Below are 13,587 nucleotides of genomic sequence, written 5' to 3'. Positions count from 1 at the left end.
GGGAGGACGGCCGACCCTGGAACCAGCGGCCCGCCCCGGGAGTACCTGCTGTAGACAGGACGCGGCGACGAGAGCGGAGCGCATGACCGGAACCGGCACGAACACACCGACGGAGGGGGCGGCGCGTACGGCGGCGACCGCCGGGGCCGCGGGATTCGCGTACACGGCGGAGGACGAGGAGCGGCGCCGGGGCGTGCGCCGGATGAAGGCGGCGGCGACGGCCCTGCTGTGCCTCGTCGCGGTGGTCTACGCCCTGGCGACCTGGGCGGAGGCATCCGGCGTGACGGGCTGGCCCGGGTACGTCGCGGCGGCCGCCGAGGCGGGCATGGTGGGTGCGCTCGCGGACTGGTTCGCGGTCACGGCGCTGTTCCGCCGCCCGATGGGCCTGCCGATCCCGCACACGGCGATCATCCCGACGAAGAAGGACCAACTGGGCGAGTCCCTCGGCACCTTCGTCGGGGAGAACTTCCTCTCCCCCGACGTGGTGCGCGTCCGGCTGCGGGCACTGGACGTCGCCGCCCGCCTCGGCACGTGGATGGCGGAGCCCGCGCACGCCGACCGGGTGACGGCCGAGCTGGCCACGGCGCTGCGCGGCGCGCTGACCGTCCTGCGGGACGCCGACGTCCAGGCGGTCGTCGGGGAGGCGATCACCCGCCGCGCGGAGGCCGTCGAGATCGCGCCCGGCATCGGCAAGACCCTGGACCGCGTCGTCGCCGACGGGGCGCACCACCGCGCGGTCGACCTGGTCTGCGCGCGCGCCCACGACTGGCTGGTCACCCACGGGGACTCGGTGATGGACGCCGTGCAGGGCGGGGCGCCCGGCTGGACCCCGCGCTTCGTCGACCGGAAGGTCGGCGAGCGGGTGTACAAGGAGCTGCTGCGCTTCGTCACCGAGGTGCGCGACATGCCCGGCCATCCGGCGCGCGGCGCGATCGACCGGTTCCTCGCCGACTTCGCGGGCGACCTCCAGGCGGACACCGACACGCGGGCCCGCGTCGAGCGCCTCAAGTCGGAGCTGCTGGCCCGCCCCGAGGTGCAGGACGTCATCGCGTCCGCGTGGGCGTCGGTCCGCGCCATGATCATGTCGGCGGCGGAGGACGAGAACAGCGAACTGCGGCTGCGCGCCCGTGCCTCCCTGCTCTCCCTGGGCGCCCGGCTGAAGACGGACGCGCGGCTCCAGGGGAAGGTCGAGGGGTGGCTGGAGGACGCCGCCGCCTACGTGGTGACGACGTACCGCGCCGAGATCACCTCGCTCATCACCGACACGGTGGCGGGCTGGGACGCCGACCAGACCTCGCGGAAGATCGAGGCCCACATCGGCCGGGACCTGCAGTTCATCCGCATCAACGGCACGGTCGTGGGGGCCCTGGCCGGGCTCGTCATCCACACCGTCTCCCACTCCCTGGGCGGGTGACCGGCCCCTGCCGGTCGGCCACCCGCCCAGGTACTACGGGGAGGTGCCCGTGAATACGCGCGCGGCGCCCGCCGTGTTCAACGGCCCCCTCAGCCTTCTCGGCGCGTCACCATCCACGAGGCCAGCGCCATGCCGCCGGCCACGGAGAACACCGCCGGCCACGCGCCGACCTTCTTCGCCAGCGGGTGCGACGCGGCGAACGCGGCGACGTAGGCGGCGCCCAGCGCCGCCGCGGCCGGGGTGCCGCTGCGCCGCCGCCACTCCCGTCCGGCCACCGCCCCGGCAGCGGCCAGCGCCACGCCGCCGAGCGGCCGCCGGCCCGTCCACCGGGCTACCCCGTAACCCCCGACGAGCCCACCCGCGGCAACCGCCGCCACCGGAACCCTGGCCATCGCGAACCCTCCTGACTGATCGACTACGACCCCGAGGCTAACCCGCCGGGCACCCCGCCCCGCCCCGGACCGGCGCGGGGCCACCGCCGGAGCACTGCCGGAGCGTGACGGGATGAGTGCGGTGCGTAAGCGGGGGTGGGGGTGGGGAGGGTTGGCCCATGCCCAGACGCGCCGCCGCCCTCTCCGCGCCCACCGTCGCACCGGACCCCGCGCCCCCGGCAGGCCCCGCCGCCGTACCGGACCGCGCCGGCCCGGCACCCGCACCCGCGGCGGACCCCGCCGGTCCGGCACCGGTGCCGGGTACCGCCGTCGGCCCCCTGCCGGTGCCGTGCCCCGCCGCCGAGCCCGTACCGGTGTGGGACCCCGCCGGCCCCGCGCCGGAGTACGCCGCCGACCTGGCCGCGGTCTGCCCCGACCTCGCCGCCGCCTACGCCGCCGACCCGCTCGTCGTCGCCCAGGACGGCCTGGCGACCGTCCACCAGCTCCAGGCCATCGGCTGCGCCGCGTACGTCGTCACCGCACGCTGCCGGCCCGGCGGCCCGTGGCGACGGGTGCTGCCCCGCGTCGTCCTGCTGCGCGGCACCGCGCCCACGCCCCGGCAGCGCCTGCGCGCGGCCCTCCTCTACGCCGGCCCCGACGCGCTCCTCACCGGCGCCGCCGCACTCGCCCTGTACGGCGCGCGGTCCCCCGAGGCGCCGCCGGACGTGCCGCAGACGGTCGACGTGCTGGTCTCCTCCGCCACCCACCCCCGCAGCCACGCGTACGTACGCGTCCACCCCACCCGCCGGCCCGAACCGCGCGTCCCCGTCGGCGGCCTGCCGTGCGCTCCCCTCCCGCGCGCCCGGCAGGACACACTGGCCCTGTGACGGAACTCGACGGAACCCCCGCCGGCGCCGACCAGCTCCGGCCCCTCGCCCTGACCAATTACGGCCACTTCACCTCCCTGCGCGTCGAGGAGGACGGGCGCGTGCGAGGGCTCGCCCTGCACCTGGAGCGCCTCGCCCGCGACTGCCGGGCGGTCTTCGGGACGGACCTCGACACCGAGCGGGTACGCGGCCTCGTCCGCCGCGCGGTGCCCGCGCCGCCGGACGGCCCCGTCGTCGTCCGCGTCACCGTCTACGACCCGGCGCTCGACCTCGGCCGCCCCGCCGCCCCGGCGGCCCCGCGCGTCCTCGTCACCACCCGCCCGGCCGGCCCGCTGTCGCCGCCCCCGCTGCGCCTGCGGACCCTGCCGTACGTCCGCGACCAGGCGGCCGTCAAGCACGTCGGCCTCTTCGGCGCCCTGCACGCCCGGCGCGCCGCGCAGCTCCGGGGCGCCGACGACGCGCTCTTCACCGACCGGGACGGCCGCGTCACCGAAGGCCCCACGTGGAACGTCGGCTTCGTCGACGCGGCGGACCGGGTGGTCTGGCCCGAGGGCGACGTCCTGCCCGGCGTCACGATGGCGCTGCTGCGCCGCCTCCACCCGCACACCACCGGGAGGGTCACGCCGGCCGACGTCGCGGGGATGCGGGCCGCCTTCGCCACCAACACGGCCGTCGGCGTCCGCGAGATCGCCGCCGTCGACGGCACCGCCCTCACCACCGGCCACCCCGTGGTGGCCGCCCTTCGAGCCGCCTACCGCGACCTGCCGGGGGACCCCCTCTGACGCCCCCCCGGCCGCCACGCGGGACCACCCGGCAGGGCGGGGCCTCAGCCCTCGCAGCCGACGCCGTCGCCGTCGCGGTCGAGGTGCCGGCCGTAGCCGGGGTCGCCCCGGCGGACGGGGGCCGCGCCGGCCGCGCGGGCCTCCGAGCAGTTGCCGTAGTAGGCGGCGCTCCCACCGCCGGACGCCGATCCGTCGCCCGACGCCGATCCGTCGCCCGTGTCGTCGGCGCCCGCGTCCGCGGCGGCCGCCCGCCGGGTGACGGTCGCCGTCGCGGTGACCGTGGCGGTGGCGGTGGCGGTCGCGGTGACCGTCGCCGTCGCCGTCGCCGTCGCCGTCGCCGTCGGCGTCGGCGTCGGCGCGGGGGTGGTGGTGGGGCTCGCCGTGACCGTGGCGGTGGAGGTGACGGTGGCGGCCGGGGCGGCGCCCGCCGCGGGCTTCGCGGGGTCCCCGCCCTCCATGGCGGCGCCGCAGCCGGTGCCGATCATCAGCAGGAGGAGCCCCCCGCCCCACACCCGCTTCATCCGGTGGAGCGGCCGCGGTGCCACAGGGGCGGCGGACGGGTCATGGGACGGCTGGTACGGGTGGCTCATGGCGCACGTCTCCCTCGCACACGGGACCGCGGGGCGTGTGGGGGGTCCGGCGGGGCCGGTCGGCGGTCGTTCACCGTGAAACTAGTGGACGGGAGGGGCCCGGCGGGCGGAAACGGCCGAACCCGTTTTGCGCCCACCGCACCCGACACCGCACGCCGCGCCCACCGCACCCGGCACCGCACGCCGCACCCGCCGCACCCGAGACCGCACGCCGCGGCCCGGCGCCGAGCCGTCCGCCGTGCCGAGCCGTCCGCCGTGCCGCGGCGCCGCTAGGGCAGTTCCTTGCCGTGGCAGTCGGCGTACGGGGCGCCCGAGCCGCACCAGCACGGGGCCGTGCGCTGCGGCGGCCACGGCACGGCCCGGCCGCGGGCGGCCAGGGTCGTGGCGTACTGGGGGAGGAGGGCGGCGTCCGCCGGCGACGCGCCCTCGGAGGCGGCGAACGCCTCGTACGAGGGGACCGTGCCCCGCACGACGCCGAGGTTCGGGGTGCCCGCCGCGGCCAGCTCGCGCAGCGACGCCTCCAGGTCGGTGAGGTGCGCGTCGTACGTCGGGTACTCCGACTCCAGCTCCGGGTACGCGGTGAGCAGTTCGTCCAGCTCCTCGCGCGGCCACAGCAGCACCGCCACCGGGAACGGCCGCGAAAGCGCCGTGCGGTACGAGCCCAGCTCGCTGCGCAGGCGGGTGATCTCCGCCCGGAGTTCGGCCGGGTCCGACGAACCCAGCGCCCAGGTCCGCTTCGGGTCGTGCAGCTCGTCCAGCGGGACGGTGCCCGTGTGCAGCCGGTCCGCCAGGACGTCCCAGTCGTCGTGCTCGCGCGCCAGCAGGCGGCGCACCCGGTGGCGGGAGAGCAGCAGCGACTGGGCCGGGTAGGGCACCTCCTGCTCGTGGGGGAGCGGCACCAGGGCCTTCGCCGCCGTCGAGAACGTCTCCTCCGACGCCTCCAGTTCGTCGTGGGCCTCCAGCGTCTCCCCGACGATCTCCCAGGCGGACGCGGAGGCGGGCGCGGAGTCGGGCGTCGTGGCCCGCAGGCCCGCGATGATCGCCCGGGCCTCCGCCTCGTGCCCGTACTCCCACAGGTTCGCCGCCTTCAGGGCCCGCACCAGGTGCGGGTTGTCCGGGGCCGGGGGAGTGGACAGCAGCGTGTCGTAGAGCGTCGTCGCCCGGGCGCGGTCGCCGGCCAGCTCCAGGTGCGCGGCGGCCCTCAGGAGGAGCGGCTCACGGTCCCCGGGGTACTGCTCCGCGGTGCGCAGCAGGCGCTCGGCTTCGTTCGTGTGGTCAGCAGGCGTGTCGAGGCGCATGGTCACCACCGTACTGCCGTACGGCGCGGCTCCGGCGGGGTTGTGCGCGGACCGGACGGCGACGCGGTCGCGGGCGGTGCGCGCGGGGCGTGCGCGGGGTGCGCGGGGGAGGTGCGGGGGATGTGCGGGGTGGGGTTTCGGGACGGTTCCGTGACACGTGCGGCCTCCCGCCGGTGCGGTGAACTCCGGTACGGTGACGGGGAGAACAGCCCGGTCCGGCGAGGGGAGGCAGCGTGTACGGAACGCTCCTGCGCCTGCTCCTGCCCCTTCTCCTCGCAGTCGCCCTCCTGGCCGACGGCCCCGCGCTCCCGGCCGTCGCCCTCGTGGCCGCCGCGCTCGTCGCGTGTGCCCTCGTCAGCGCCCGCCGCGTGCCGGCCGTGCCGCCCACCCGGGTGCGCACCGCCCTGCGGGAGCGGGACCGGCGTACGGCCTTCCTCCCGCAGCGCGACCCCGACGCCTCCGGGCGTCCGCGTCCCCGGGCCCCCGGCCGCCGCCGTCCGGCGGCGGTCGCGCACGGCTGACCGGGGCGTCAGCCCCGACCCACCCCCGTACGTCCTTCCGTACCCGCCGCCACGCCGCGTGTGCCGGTCCGTCCGGCACGACCGGGGCCGCCGCGCCGCCCGGGTGCCCCAGGCACCCGGGCCTCCCGGCCGCTTCCGCCACCACTCCGGCCTGCCCGTCGGTACGACGGAACGACGACCCAGGGGTCCGCTTTGTCTGTCTTCACGCTCTCCGTCTTCACGGAGTTCCTCACGTGGTTCTCCGGGCTGGTCACGGCCCCCGCCGCGATCGTCCTGCTCACCCTCCTCGTCCGTACGGCGCTGCTGCCGATGTCGCTCGCGTCGGCACGCGGGCAGCGGGCCCGCGCACGGCTCGCGCCGCGGGTCACGGCCTTGCGCAAGCGGTACGCGCGGGACCCGGAGCGGCTGCGGCGGGCCGTGGCCGAGCTGCACGCCCGCGAGAAGGTGTCCCCGCTCGCCGGGTGCCTGCCCGGACTCCTCCAGCTGCCGGTGTTCCTCCTGCTGTACCGCCTCTTCTCCACGCCCGGCCAGGCCGGCCACCACCTCCTCGGGGCGCCGCTGGACGGCCGGTGGGCCGACGCCCTCGCGCGGGGCGGCGCGTTCGGCGGCGCGGGGCTGGTCTACCTGGCGCTCTTCGCGCTGGTCGCGGCCGTCGCCACCTGGACGTACCGGACGGCCAGGGCGCAGCTCGCCGCCGCCGGAGGTGACGCCGGGGCCGACGCCGGGCCGCCCGGGGCGGCGGCGGTGGCGCGGGTGGCGCCGCTGCTGTCGTTCGGGACGCTCGTCACCGTCGCCGTCGTCCCGCTGGCGGCGGCGCTGTACGTCGTGACCAGCACGACGTGGAGCGCGGTCGAGCGGGCGGTCCTGTTCCGGCCGGAGCGCGGGCGCGAGCGGTCCAGTACGTGAACACGGGCTTGCGGAGTGGTCCGGCTTCTTGGAGGATCAGCCAAACCTGACGATGGCCGCACCCCATCGGCCGGGGATCACCCTCGACCACCGGGAGACTGACCATGAAGCTGCTGCGCGTCGGACCGGCGGGTGCCGAGCGGCCCGCCCTGCTCGACCCGGACGGCACCCTGCGCGACCTGTCCGCGCTCGTCGCGGACGTGGACGGTGCCCTGCTCGCGGACGCGGGCGCGCTGGACCGGGTACGGGCCGCGGCGGGCGCGGGCGTCCTGCCCGCGCTGGACGCGACCGGACTGCGGGTGGGGCCCCCGGTCGCCCGGATCGGCAAGGTCGTGTGCATCGGGCTGAACTACTTCGACCACGCCCGCGAGACCGGCGCCGAGCCGCCCGCCGAACCGGTCGTCTTCCTCAAGGCCGCCGACACCGTCGTCGGCCCGAACGACACCGTCCTCGTCCCGCGCGGGAGCCGCAAGACGGACTGGGAGGTCGAGCTCGCCGTGGTCATCGGGCGCACCGCCCGCTACCTGGACTCGGCGCAGGAGGCGCTGGCCCACGTCGCCGGGTACGCGGTCGGCCACGACGTCTCGGAGCGGGAGTTCCAGATCGAGCGCGGCGGCACGTGGGACAAGGGCAAGAACTGCGAGACGTTCAACCCGCTCGGGCCCTGGCTGGTCACCGCCGACGAGGTGCCCGACCCGCAGGCCCTGAGGCTGCGGCTGTGGGTCAACGGGCGGCTGCGGCAGGACGGCTCGACCGCCGACCAGATCTTCCCCGTCGGGGAGGTCGTGCGCTACGTCAGCCACTTCATGACGCTCCACCCGGGCGACGTCGTCACCACCGGCACTCCCGCGGGCGTCGCCATGGGGCAGCCCGAGCCGAAGCCGTACCTGCGGGCCGGGGACGTGGTGGAGCTGGAGATCGACGGGCTCGGACGCCAGCGGCAGGAGCTGAAGGACGCCTGACACGCGCACCGGCGGGTCGAGGGCGGCCCACGGCGCGGTTTCTCGGTCGAGGCCGCGGCCGCCCTCCGCGCCGCGTGCGTGGCGCGGAGGGCGCCGGGCGGGGCGGGCCGCCCCCGGGGGGAGGGCGGCCCGCCGGTCCGGGTGGGCGCGTGCGCCCGTCAGGCGCCGGCGAGGAGGCGTTCGAGCCCCGCCACCACCAGCGCGTGGTCCTCCAGCTGCGGCAGGCCCGAGACGGTGACCGAGCCGACGACGCCCGCGCCGGCCACCGTGATCGGGAAGGAGCCGCCGTGGGCCGCGTACCGGTCGCGATCCAGGCGGGAGTCCGCGTCGAACGAGCCGCCCTTGGCGCGGAAGCGCGTGCCGACCAGGAGCGAGCTCTCCGCGTACCGCTCCACGACCCGCCGCTTGCGGTCGATCCAGGCGTCGTTGTCCGCGCTCGACCCGGGCAGGGCCGCGTGGAAGAGCTGCTGCGGGCCCCGCCGGACGTCGATGGCTACCGGGGCGTTCCGCTCGCGGGCCAGGTCGACCAGGACCGTGCCGAGCCGCCACGCGTCGTCGTGCGTGAACCGCGGCAGGGTCAGCCGGGCCTGCTGCTCGACCAGTTCGGCGACGGTCGGGGCGGTCACAGCGCCACCGCCGAGCCGTCGCGGGCCGAGCGGCGCGCGGCCTCCAGGACGTCGAGCGCCGCCGCGGCCTCGCCGGCGGTGACCGGCGGGGGCGTGCCGTCCCGCAGCGCGGCGGCGACGGCCGCGTAGTACGCCGGGTAGTCGCCCGGCAGCGTCGGCACCGGCCGCCCGCCGCCCGTCAGCGACGACTCGCCCGCGCCGACCCGGCCCCACAGCGCCTCGGGCTCCACGCCCCACGGCTCGCCCGCCACCGGCCGCGCGCCCTCCCGCAGGGCCGCCTCCTGCGGGTCGAGCCCGTACTTCACGAAGCCGCCGCGGGCGCCCAGCACCCGGAAGCGCGGGCCCAGCTGGGCTGTCGTCGCGCTGACGTACAGGTGCGAGCGCACCCCGCTCGCGTGCGTCACCGCCACGAACGTGTCGTCGTCCGCCTCGGCGCCGGGCCGCCGCACGTCGACCTCCGCGTACACCCGCACCGCGGGGCCGAACAGGACCAGCGCCTGGTCCACGACGTGGCTGCCCAGGTCGTACAGCAGGCCGCCGATCTCCTCCGGAGCGCCCGACTCCCGCCAGCCGCCCTTCGGCCGCGGACGCCACCGCTCGAAGCGCGACTCGAAGCGCTGGACCTCGCCCAGCTCCCCGGCGTCCAGCAGGGCGCGCAGCGTGCGGAAGTCGGCGTCCCACCGGCGGTTCTGGAAGACGGAGAGCAGCAGGCCGCGCCGCTCGGCGAGCGCCGCGAGGCCACGCGCCTCGGCCGCGGTGCCGGCCACGGGCTTGTCGACCACGACCGGCAGGCCCGCCTCCAGCGCGGCCGTCGCGAGGGGGACGTGGGTGCGGTTCGGGGACGCGACGACGACCAGGTCCAGCTCGCCGGCCCGGTCCCAGAGCTCGTCGGGCGACCCGGCGAGGCGGACGTCGGGGAACTCCCGGCGGGCCTGCCGGCGCCGCTCCTCGTCCGAGGTGACGACCGTGTCGAGCACCAGGCCCTCGGTCGCGGCGATCAGCGGGGCGTGGAAGACGGAGCCCGCCAGGCCGTAGCCGACGAGTCCGACGCGCAGCGGAGGTGGAGTGCTCATGCCGCCACTTAAGCAACACTGTTGCGTTACCGCAAGCCGGGCCCGCAGAATGGCCGGGTGAACCTCTCCGGCCTGCGCAGCCACAACACCGCCCGCGTCCTCGGCCTGCTGCGCGCGGCGGGCGCCGCCGGCGTCAGCCGACTGGAGCTCGCCGAGCGCACCGGGCTCACCCCGCAGGCCGTCAGCAAGATCACCGCACGGCTCCGGGACGAGGGCCTGGCCGCCGGCGCCGGGCGCGGCGCCCCCACCGGCGGCAAGCCCCGCACCCTGCTGCGGCTCGTCCCGGACGCCGCCCACGCCGTCGGGCTCCACCTGGACCGGGACGAGCTGACCGCCGTCCTCCTCGACCTCGCGGGCGGGACCGTCGCCGCGCGCACCCGGCCGCTGGACCTGGGCGCGGGCCCCGAAGCGGTCCTCGCGGCGGCCGTCGACGAGGTGGCCGCCCTGCGCCGGGAGGGCAGCCTGACGGGTGTGGGCATCGCCATGCCGGGACCGCTCGACCACTCCGCCGGGGTGCCGCACCGCGTGACCGGGTTCCCCGCGTGGGACGGCTTCCCGCTGCGCGCCGCGGCCCGCGGCGCCCTCGCGGAGCGGCTGGGGGAGGAGGTGCCGGTGGCGCTGGACAAGGACACGAACGCGGCGGCCCTGGCCCTCGCCCTCCGAGCGGACGACGCCGAGGCGGCCGGGGGCGAGGCCCGGGCCGGACGCGACGGCACCTCCGGACGCGACGGCACCCCCGGCGGGGACGGCGGCGACCCGGCCCGGCCCGGCACCCTCCACGGCAGCCCCGGCGGCACCCCCGCCGACGGGCCCGACCGCGCGGCGTACGTCCCCGCCGCCTCGTTCGCGTACCTCCACGTCGGTACGGGGCTGGGTGCCGGCCTCGTGCTCGGCGGCACGCTCCACCGGGGCGCGCGCACGGGCGCGGGCGAGTTCGGCCACCAGACGGTGCAGCTCGACGGCCCGGAGTGCGGATGCGGCGGGCGCGGCTGCCTGGAGGCGCTGTGCCTGGCCGCCGTCGCCCGCGGCGACCTCGACGAGGCGGCGCGCGTCCTGGGCGCGGGCGCCGCCAACCTGGCCGGGCTGCTGGACGTCGACCGGATCCTGCTCGGGGGCCGCGTCGTCGCGGCGGCGCCCGACCCCTTCGTACGCGGCGTCGGCGCGGCCCTCGCCGACCGCGCGCGCCGCGCGGGCGAGCCGCCCGTGCCGGTCGCCCTGGCCGCCGGCACGCCCGACCTGGTCGCCGAGGGCGCGGCCCAACTGGTCCTGGCGCCGCTGTTCGGCCGCTGACCGTTGCGCTGTTCGGGCGGATCCCGCCGTACCGGCGGGGGCCGCCCCGGAGGCGGTGGGAGACCTGTGGGGACGACCGTCGGCGAGCAGCAAAGGCCCTCCCATGCGACTGCGCACCGCCCTGGCCGCCGCGGCGGCGGCCGTCTCCGCGGCGGCGGTGGTCGCGGGCCCCGCGCTCGCCCTGGCGCAGCCGCCGCGTGACGTCGCCGCCACGGGCCGCCCGCCCCGCGACGTGACCGTCGCCGGCCGCGAGGCGAGTTGCGGCGACACCGCCGCCCGCGACTTCCCCCTCCGTACCCGGATCTCCGCCGGCCCCGCCGAGTACCACCCCGGCGCGGCGCCCAGCACCTGGTACGTCGACCTCACCAACACCACGGGTCACCCGTGCCGCAACATCCACCCGGTGATCGTGCTCGCCGGCGGGTCCGGCACGCTGACCCCGGCGCAGGTCCGGCTCGGCTTCTCCACGGCTCCGGACGGCCCGCCGCGCCCGGTGCGGGTCGAGCACACCGACCACGACGAGATCGTCGCCGTGCTCGACGACGACACGGACCGGACCTTCGCGGGCTTCGCCGTCCCGGCGGGCGGCACCGTCCGCGTCCCGGTGCACCTCGCGTTCGCCGCCGACGCCCGCCTCGACGAGGTGACCGCGCACGCCGCGGTGGTACAGCGCAGGGGCGACGACGGCGACTGGGTCGGCTCCTCCCCGTCGTACCGCTTCACCCTGGTCGCCCCCCAGCGCCCGCCCGGCATCCTCCCCGAGGAGCTGGCCAGCACGGGCCGCCGCGCCGCCGCACACGTCGTCCCCCTGTCCGCGACGGCCGCCGCCTGCGTGGCCCTCGGCGCGACGGCCGTCTACCTCACCCGCCACCACCGCCGCCGCTGACCGGCCGCCCGCCGGCCGACCGGCCCGCGGCGCTCGGTCCGTGTGCCGCAGCCGGGCTCCCCGCCGGCCGGTGACGGCCGGCCACCCATGAGGCGCTCCGCCGCCGAACCGGGGCGCGCTGACCTCCCGTCGAGCCCCCGGGGCGGGCGTACGGGCCCCGCCGGGACGCGGCCACTCCCCGGAAGGTGACCGTCCGTCAGGAATTCACCGCGCGTACCTGGTCTCCGCGGCCGACCGGCGCGACCATGGGCCCCCGCGACGCCCCGGCCCGCACCCCGCCGGCACCCCCGCACCCCGTCCCGGCACGACCGCACACCCGCACCGCCCCCACCCCCCATACCGTCACATCCCCTGGAGGAGACCGTGCCGATCCCCGGCATACCCCGCCGTACCGTGCTCACCGCGTCCGCCGCCCTCGCCGTCGCCGCCGGTGCGGCCGGTGGAGGCGTCGCGGCCGCCTTGCCGCGCGGGCGGCCGGCGCGGTCGCGGCGCCCGAGCTGCCCGCCGGTACGAGCGCCGACAAGGTGCTCGTCGTCGGCATGGACGGGCTGCGCCACGACCGCGTCGGCGCCGCCACCGCCCCGCACCTGAAGGCGATGGCCGCGGCCGGCACCCTCGGGACGTCGCTGCTCTACGCCCCGCCCATGGCCGCGACCTCCTCCGGCCCCGGCTGGTCGACGGTCTCCACCGGTGTCTGGCCCGACAAGCACGGCGTGCGGGACAACTCCTTCGCGGGCCGCGACTACGGCCGCTATCCCGGTTTCCTCGCCCGCCTCCACCAGGTCCGCCCGCAGCTGTCCCTGTACGCCGCCGTCGACTGGAAGCCGCTCGACACCCACGGCACGGTCACCGCGGGCGCCGACGCCAAGGTCGTCCTGGACGGCGACCGGGACGGGTACGTCGCCCACGACGAGACGATCACCGCGACCACCGTCTCCGTGCTGCGCGACCAGAACCCCGACGTGGCCTTCGTCTACCTCGGCAACACCGACGTCGTGGCGCACTCCCACGGCACCGGGCAGCGCTACCTCGACGCCCTCGCCGTGCAGGACGCCCAACTCGGCCGGATGCTCGCCGCGATCGAGGCGCGCCCCAACCGCGCCGCCGAACGCTGGACGGTCATCGTCTGCACCGACCACGGCCACCTCGACGCGGGCGGCCACGGCGGCAGCTCCATAGCCGAGCGGTCCACCTTCGTCCTCGCCACCGGGCCGGGCATCGCCGCCGGGGCCCGCCCGCACGACACCCGGCTCGTCGACGTCGCCGCGACCGTCTTCCACCAGCTCGGCATCGCCCCCGACCCGTCCTGGGGGCTGGACGGCCGCCCGATCCAGCAGCGCTCCACCGACCCGTTCGACACCCTGTACGGCTCGCTGTCCGGGCGGGTCGACGAGACGGGCATTCCGGCCGGCGTCCTCGGCCACACGCACACCCCGCCCCGCGGCTGGTCGGTCGTCGGCGGCGCCATGGGCACCGGCGGCGTCGCCGAGTGGCGGGGCTGGACCTTCGCCACCGACGACTTCTGGTCCCGCACCCAGCGCGACCAGTGGCGGGAGCTGAACGTCCGCTCCCGCGGCGTCTTCGCCGTCGCCGACTCCGACGAATGGGCCGACAAGGCCACTTCGGGTCGGTTCGACTCGACGCTCGTCACCCCCGCGTACGACGTGGCCGGCCGCAAGCGCGTCACGCTCCACTTCACCACCCACTACCGGCAGGAGGCCGGGCAGACCGCTCAGGTCCTCGCCTCCTTCAACGGCGGCACCCCCGTCCTCGTCCGCGCCTACACCGCCGACGCGGTCGCCCAGCCGCAGGCGCTCACCGTCGACGTGCCCGCGGGGGCCTCCGCCGTCTCCTTCCGCTTCCACTACACCGGGTCGAACAACTGGTACTGGGTGGTCGACGGGGTCGAGATCCGCACATCGTGACTACGCTGGGGGCGCCGCCACAGCGCTGTCGCGGCGCCCCCAGCACACATGCGGTA

The 13,587-nt window shown here is 77.5% G+C and carries 13 protein-coding genes and 1 pseudogene; 9 read left to right on the top strand and 5 right to left on the bottom strand.

Features of this window, described 5'->3' with window-relative positions:
- Nucleotides 1-82 precede the first annotated feature (82 nt).
- A complete protein-coding gene (locus LPA54_RS13290; protein WP_228977103.1) occupies nt 83-1,414 on the top strand; it encodes a DUF445 domain-containing protein in 1,332 nt (443 codons plus the stop codon).
- A gap of 89 nt (nt 1,415-1,503) precedes the next feature.
- On the opposite strand, the gene LPA54_RS13285 is transcribed toward LPA54_RS13290, so the two are convergent.
- Nucleotides 1,504-1,806 (bottom strand): hypothetical protein, encoded by a 303-nt coding sequence (locus LPA54_RS13285; protein ID WP_228977102.1) that lies wholly within the window; start codon nt 1,804-1,806, stop codon nt 1,504-1,506.
- 158 nt (nt 1,807-1,964) lie between these two features.
- On the opposite strand from LPA54_RS13285, the gene LPA54_RS13280 reads away from it, so the two are divergent.
- Nucleotides 1,965-2,672 carry a hypothetical protein gene (locus tag LPA54_RS13280; protein ID WP_228977100.1) on the top strand — a complete coding sequence of 236 codons (708 nt, stop codon included), beginning with the start codon at nt 1,965-1,967 and terminating at the stop codon, nt 2,670-2,672.
- Nucleotides 2,669-3,454: an aminotransferase class IV family protein gene (locus LPA54_RS13275; RefSeq protein WP_228977097.1), complete on the top strand. Its 786-nt coding sequence runs from the start codon at nt 2,669-2,671 to the stop codon at nt 3,452-3,454. Before LPA54_RS13280 ends, LPA54_RS13275 begins: the two co-directional genes overlap by 4 nt.
- A gap of 44 nt (nt 3,455-3,498) precedes the next feature.
- Here the strand turns inward: LPA54_RS13275 and LPA54_RS13270 are convergent, their stop codons facing one another.
- On the bottom strand, nt 3,499-4,044 hold the full coding sequence (locus tag LPA54_RS13270; protein ID WP_228977095.1) for an excalibur calcium-binding domain-containing protein: 546 nt from the start codon (nt 4,042-4,044) through the stop codon (nt 3,499-3,501).
- A 269-nt stretch (nt 4,045-4,313) separates the two neighbouring features.
- Nucleotides 4,314-5,342, bottom strand: coding sequence for an SEC-C domain-containing protein (locus LPA54_RS13265; RefSeq protein WP_228977091.1), 1,029 nt, complete (start codon nt 5,340-5,342; stop codon nt 4,314-4,316).
- Nucleotides 5,343-5,575: 233 nt separating this feature from the next.
- Here LPA54_RS13265 and LPA54_RS13260 point away from each other — a divergent pair, with 233 nt between their 5' ends.
- From LPA54_RS13260 to LPA54_RS13250, 3 genes are all read left to right on the top strand, one after another.
- Nucleotides 5,576-5,863 carry a DUF6412 domain-containing protein gene (locus LPA54_RS13260; protein WP_228977090.1) on the top strand — a complete coding sequence of 96 codons (288 nt, stop codon included), beginning with the start codon at nt 5,576-5,578 and terminating at the stop codon, nt 5,861-5,863.
- A 246-nt stretch (nt 5,864-6,109) separates the two neighbouring features.
- Nucleotides 6,110-6,769 carry a membrane protein insertase YidC gene (yidC, locus tag LPA54_RS13255; protein WP_228977282.1) on the top strand — a complete coding sequence of 220 codons (660 nt, stop codon included), beginning with the start codon at nt 6,110-6,112 and terminating at the stop codon, nt 6,767-6,769.
- Nucleotides 6,770-6,873: 104 nt separating this feature from the next.
- Nucleotides 6,874-7,731 carry a fumarylacetoacetate hydrolase family protein gene (locus LPA54_RS13250; RefSeq protein WP_228977088.1) on the top strand — a complete coding sequence of 286 codons (858 nt, stop codon included), beginning with the start codon at nt 6,874-6,876 and terminating at the stop codon, nt 7,729-7,731.
- Nucleotides 7,732-7,889: 158 nt separating this feature from the next.
- On the opposite strand, the gene LPA54_RS13245 is transcribed toward LPA54_RS13250, so the two are convergent.
- Both LPA54_RS13245 and LPA54_RS13240 read right to left on the bottom strand, forming a co-directional pair.
- Entirely contained in the window at nt 7,890-8,357 is a 468-nt protein-coding gene (locus tag LPA54_RS13245; protein ID WP_228977086.1) for a heme-degrading domain-containing protein, read from the bottom strand.
- Nucleotides 8,354-9,430 carry a Gfo/Idh/MocA family oxidoreductase gene (locus tag LPA54_RS13240; RefSeq protein WP_228977084.1) on the bottom strand — a complete coding sequence of 359 codons (1,077 nt, stop codon included), beginning with the start codon at nt 9,428-9,430 and terminating at the stop codon, nt 8,354-8,356. The genes LPA54_RS13245 and LPA54_RS13240 overlap by 4 nt, the downstream gene beginning before the upstream one ends.
- 21 nt (nt 9,431-9,451) lie before the next feature.
- Here LPA54_RS13240 and LPA54_RS13235 point away from each other — a divergent pair, with 21 nt between their 5' ends.
- From LPA54_RS13235 to LPA54_RS13225, 3 genes and pseudogenes are all read left to right on the top strand, one after another.
- A complete protein-coding gene (locus tag LPA54_RS13235; protein ID WP_228977082.1) occupies nt 9,452-10,720 on the top strand; it encodes an ROK family transcriptional regulator in 1,269 nt (422 codons plus the stop codon).
- 103 nt (nt 10,721-10,823) lie between these two features.
- Nucleotides 10,824-11,606, top strand: a complete 783-nt coding sequence (locus LPA54_RS13230) for a hypothetical protein (RefSeq protein WP_228977080.1) — start codon at nt 10,824-10,826, stop codon at nt 11,604-11,606.
- A gap of 363 nt (nt 11,607-11,969) precedes the next feature.
- Nucleotides 11,970-13,531: pseudogene (locus LPA54_RS13225) on the top strand (alkaline phosphatase family protein).
- The last annotated feature ends 56 nt before the right edge of the window (nt 13,532-13,587 follow it).

It is taken from the genome of Streptomyces sp. DH12 (genome assembly GCF_020873895.1).
Lineage (GTDB): Bacteria > Actinomycetota > Actinomycetes > Streptomycetales > Streptomycetaceae > Streptomyces.
This window is presented reverse-complemented; position numbering and strand designations above follow the sequence as displayed.

Coding starts and splice junctions, on each gene's coding strand:
- LPA54_RS13240 (WP_228977084.1), bottom strand. CDS start 9,430: ATGAGCACTCCACCTCCGCTGCGCGTCGGACTCGTCGGCTACGGCCTG.
- LPA54_RS13285 (WP_228977102.1), bottom strand. CDS start 1,806: ATGGCCAGGGTTCCGGTGGCGGCGGTTGCCGCGGGTGGGCTCGTCGGG.
- LPA54_RS13265 (WP_228977091.1), bottom strand. CDS start 5,342: ATGCGCCTCGACACGCCTGCTGACCACACGAACGAAGCCGAGCGCCTG.
- LPA54_RS13280 (WP_228977100.1), top strand. CDS start 1,965: ATGCCCAGACGCGCCGCCGCCCTCTCCGCGCCCACCGTCGCACCGGAC.
- LPA54_RS13290 (WP_228977103.1), top strand. CDS start 83: ATGACCGGAACCGGCACGAACACACCGACGGAGGGGGCGGCGCGTACG.
- LPA54_RS13250 (WP_228977088.1), top strand. CDS start 6,874: ATGAAGCTGCTGCGCGTCGGACCGGCGGGTGCCGAGCGGCCCGCCCTG.
- LPA54_RS13230 (WP_228977080.1), top strand. CDS start 10,824: ATGCGACTGCGCACCGCCCTGGCCGCCGCGGCGGCGGCCGTCTCCGCG.
- LPA54_RS13270 (WP_228977095.1), bottom strand. CDS start 4,044: ATGAGCCACCCGTACCAGCCGTCCCATGACCCGTCCGCCGCCCCTGTG.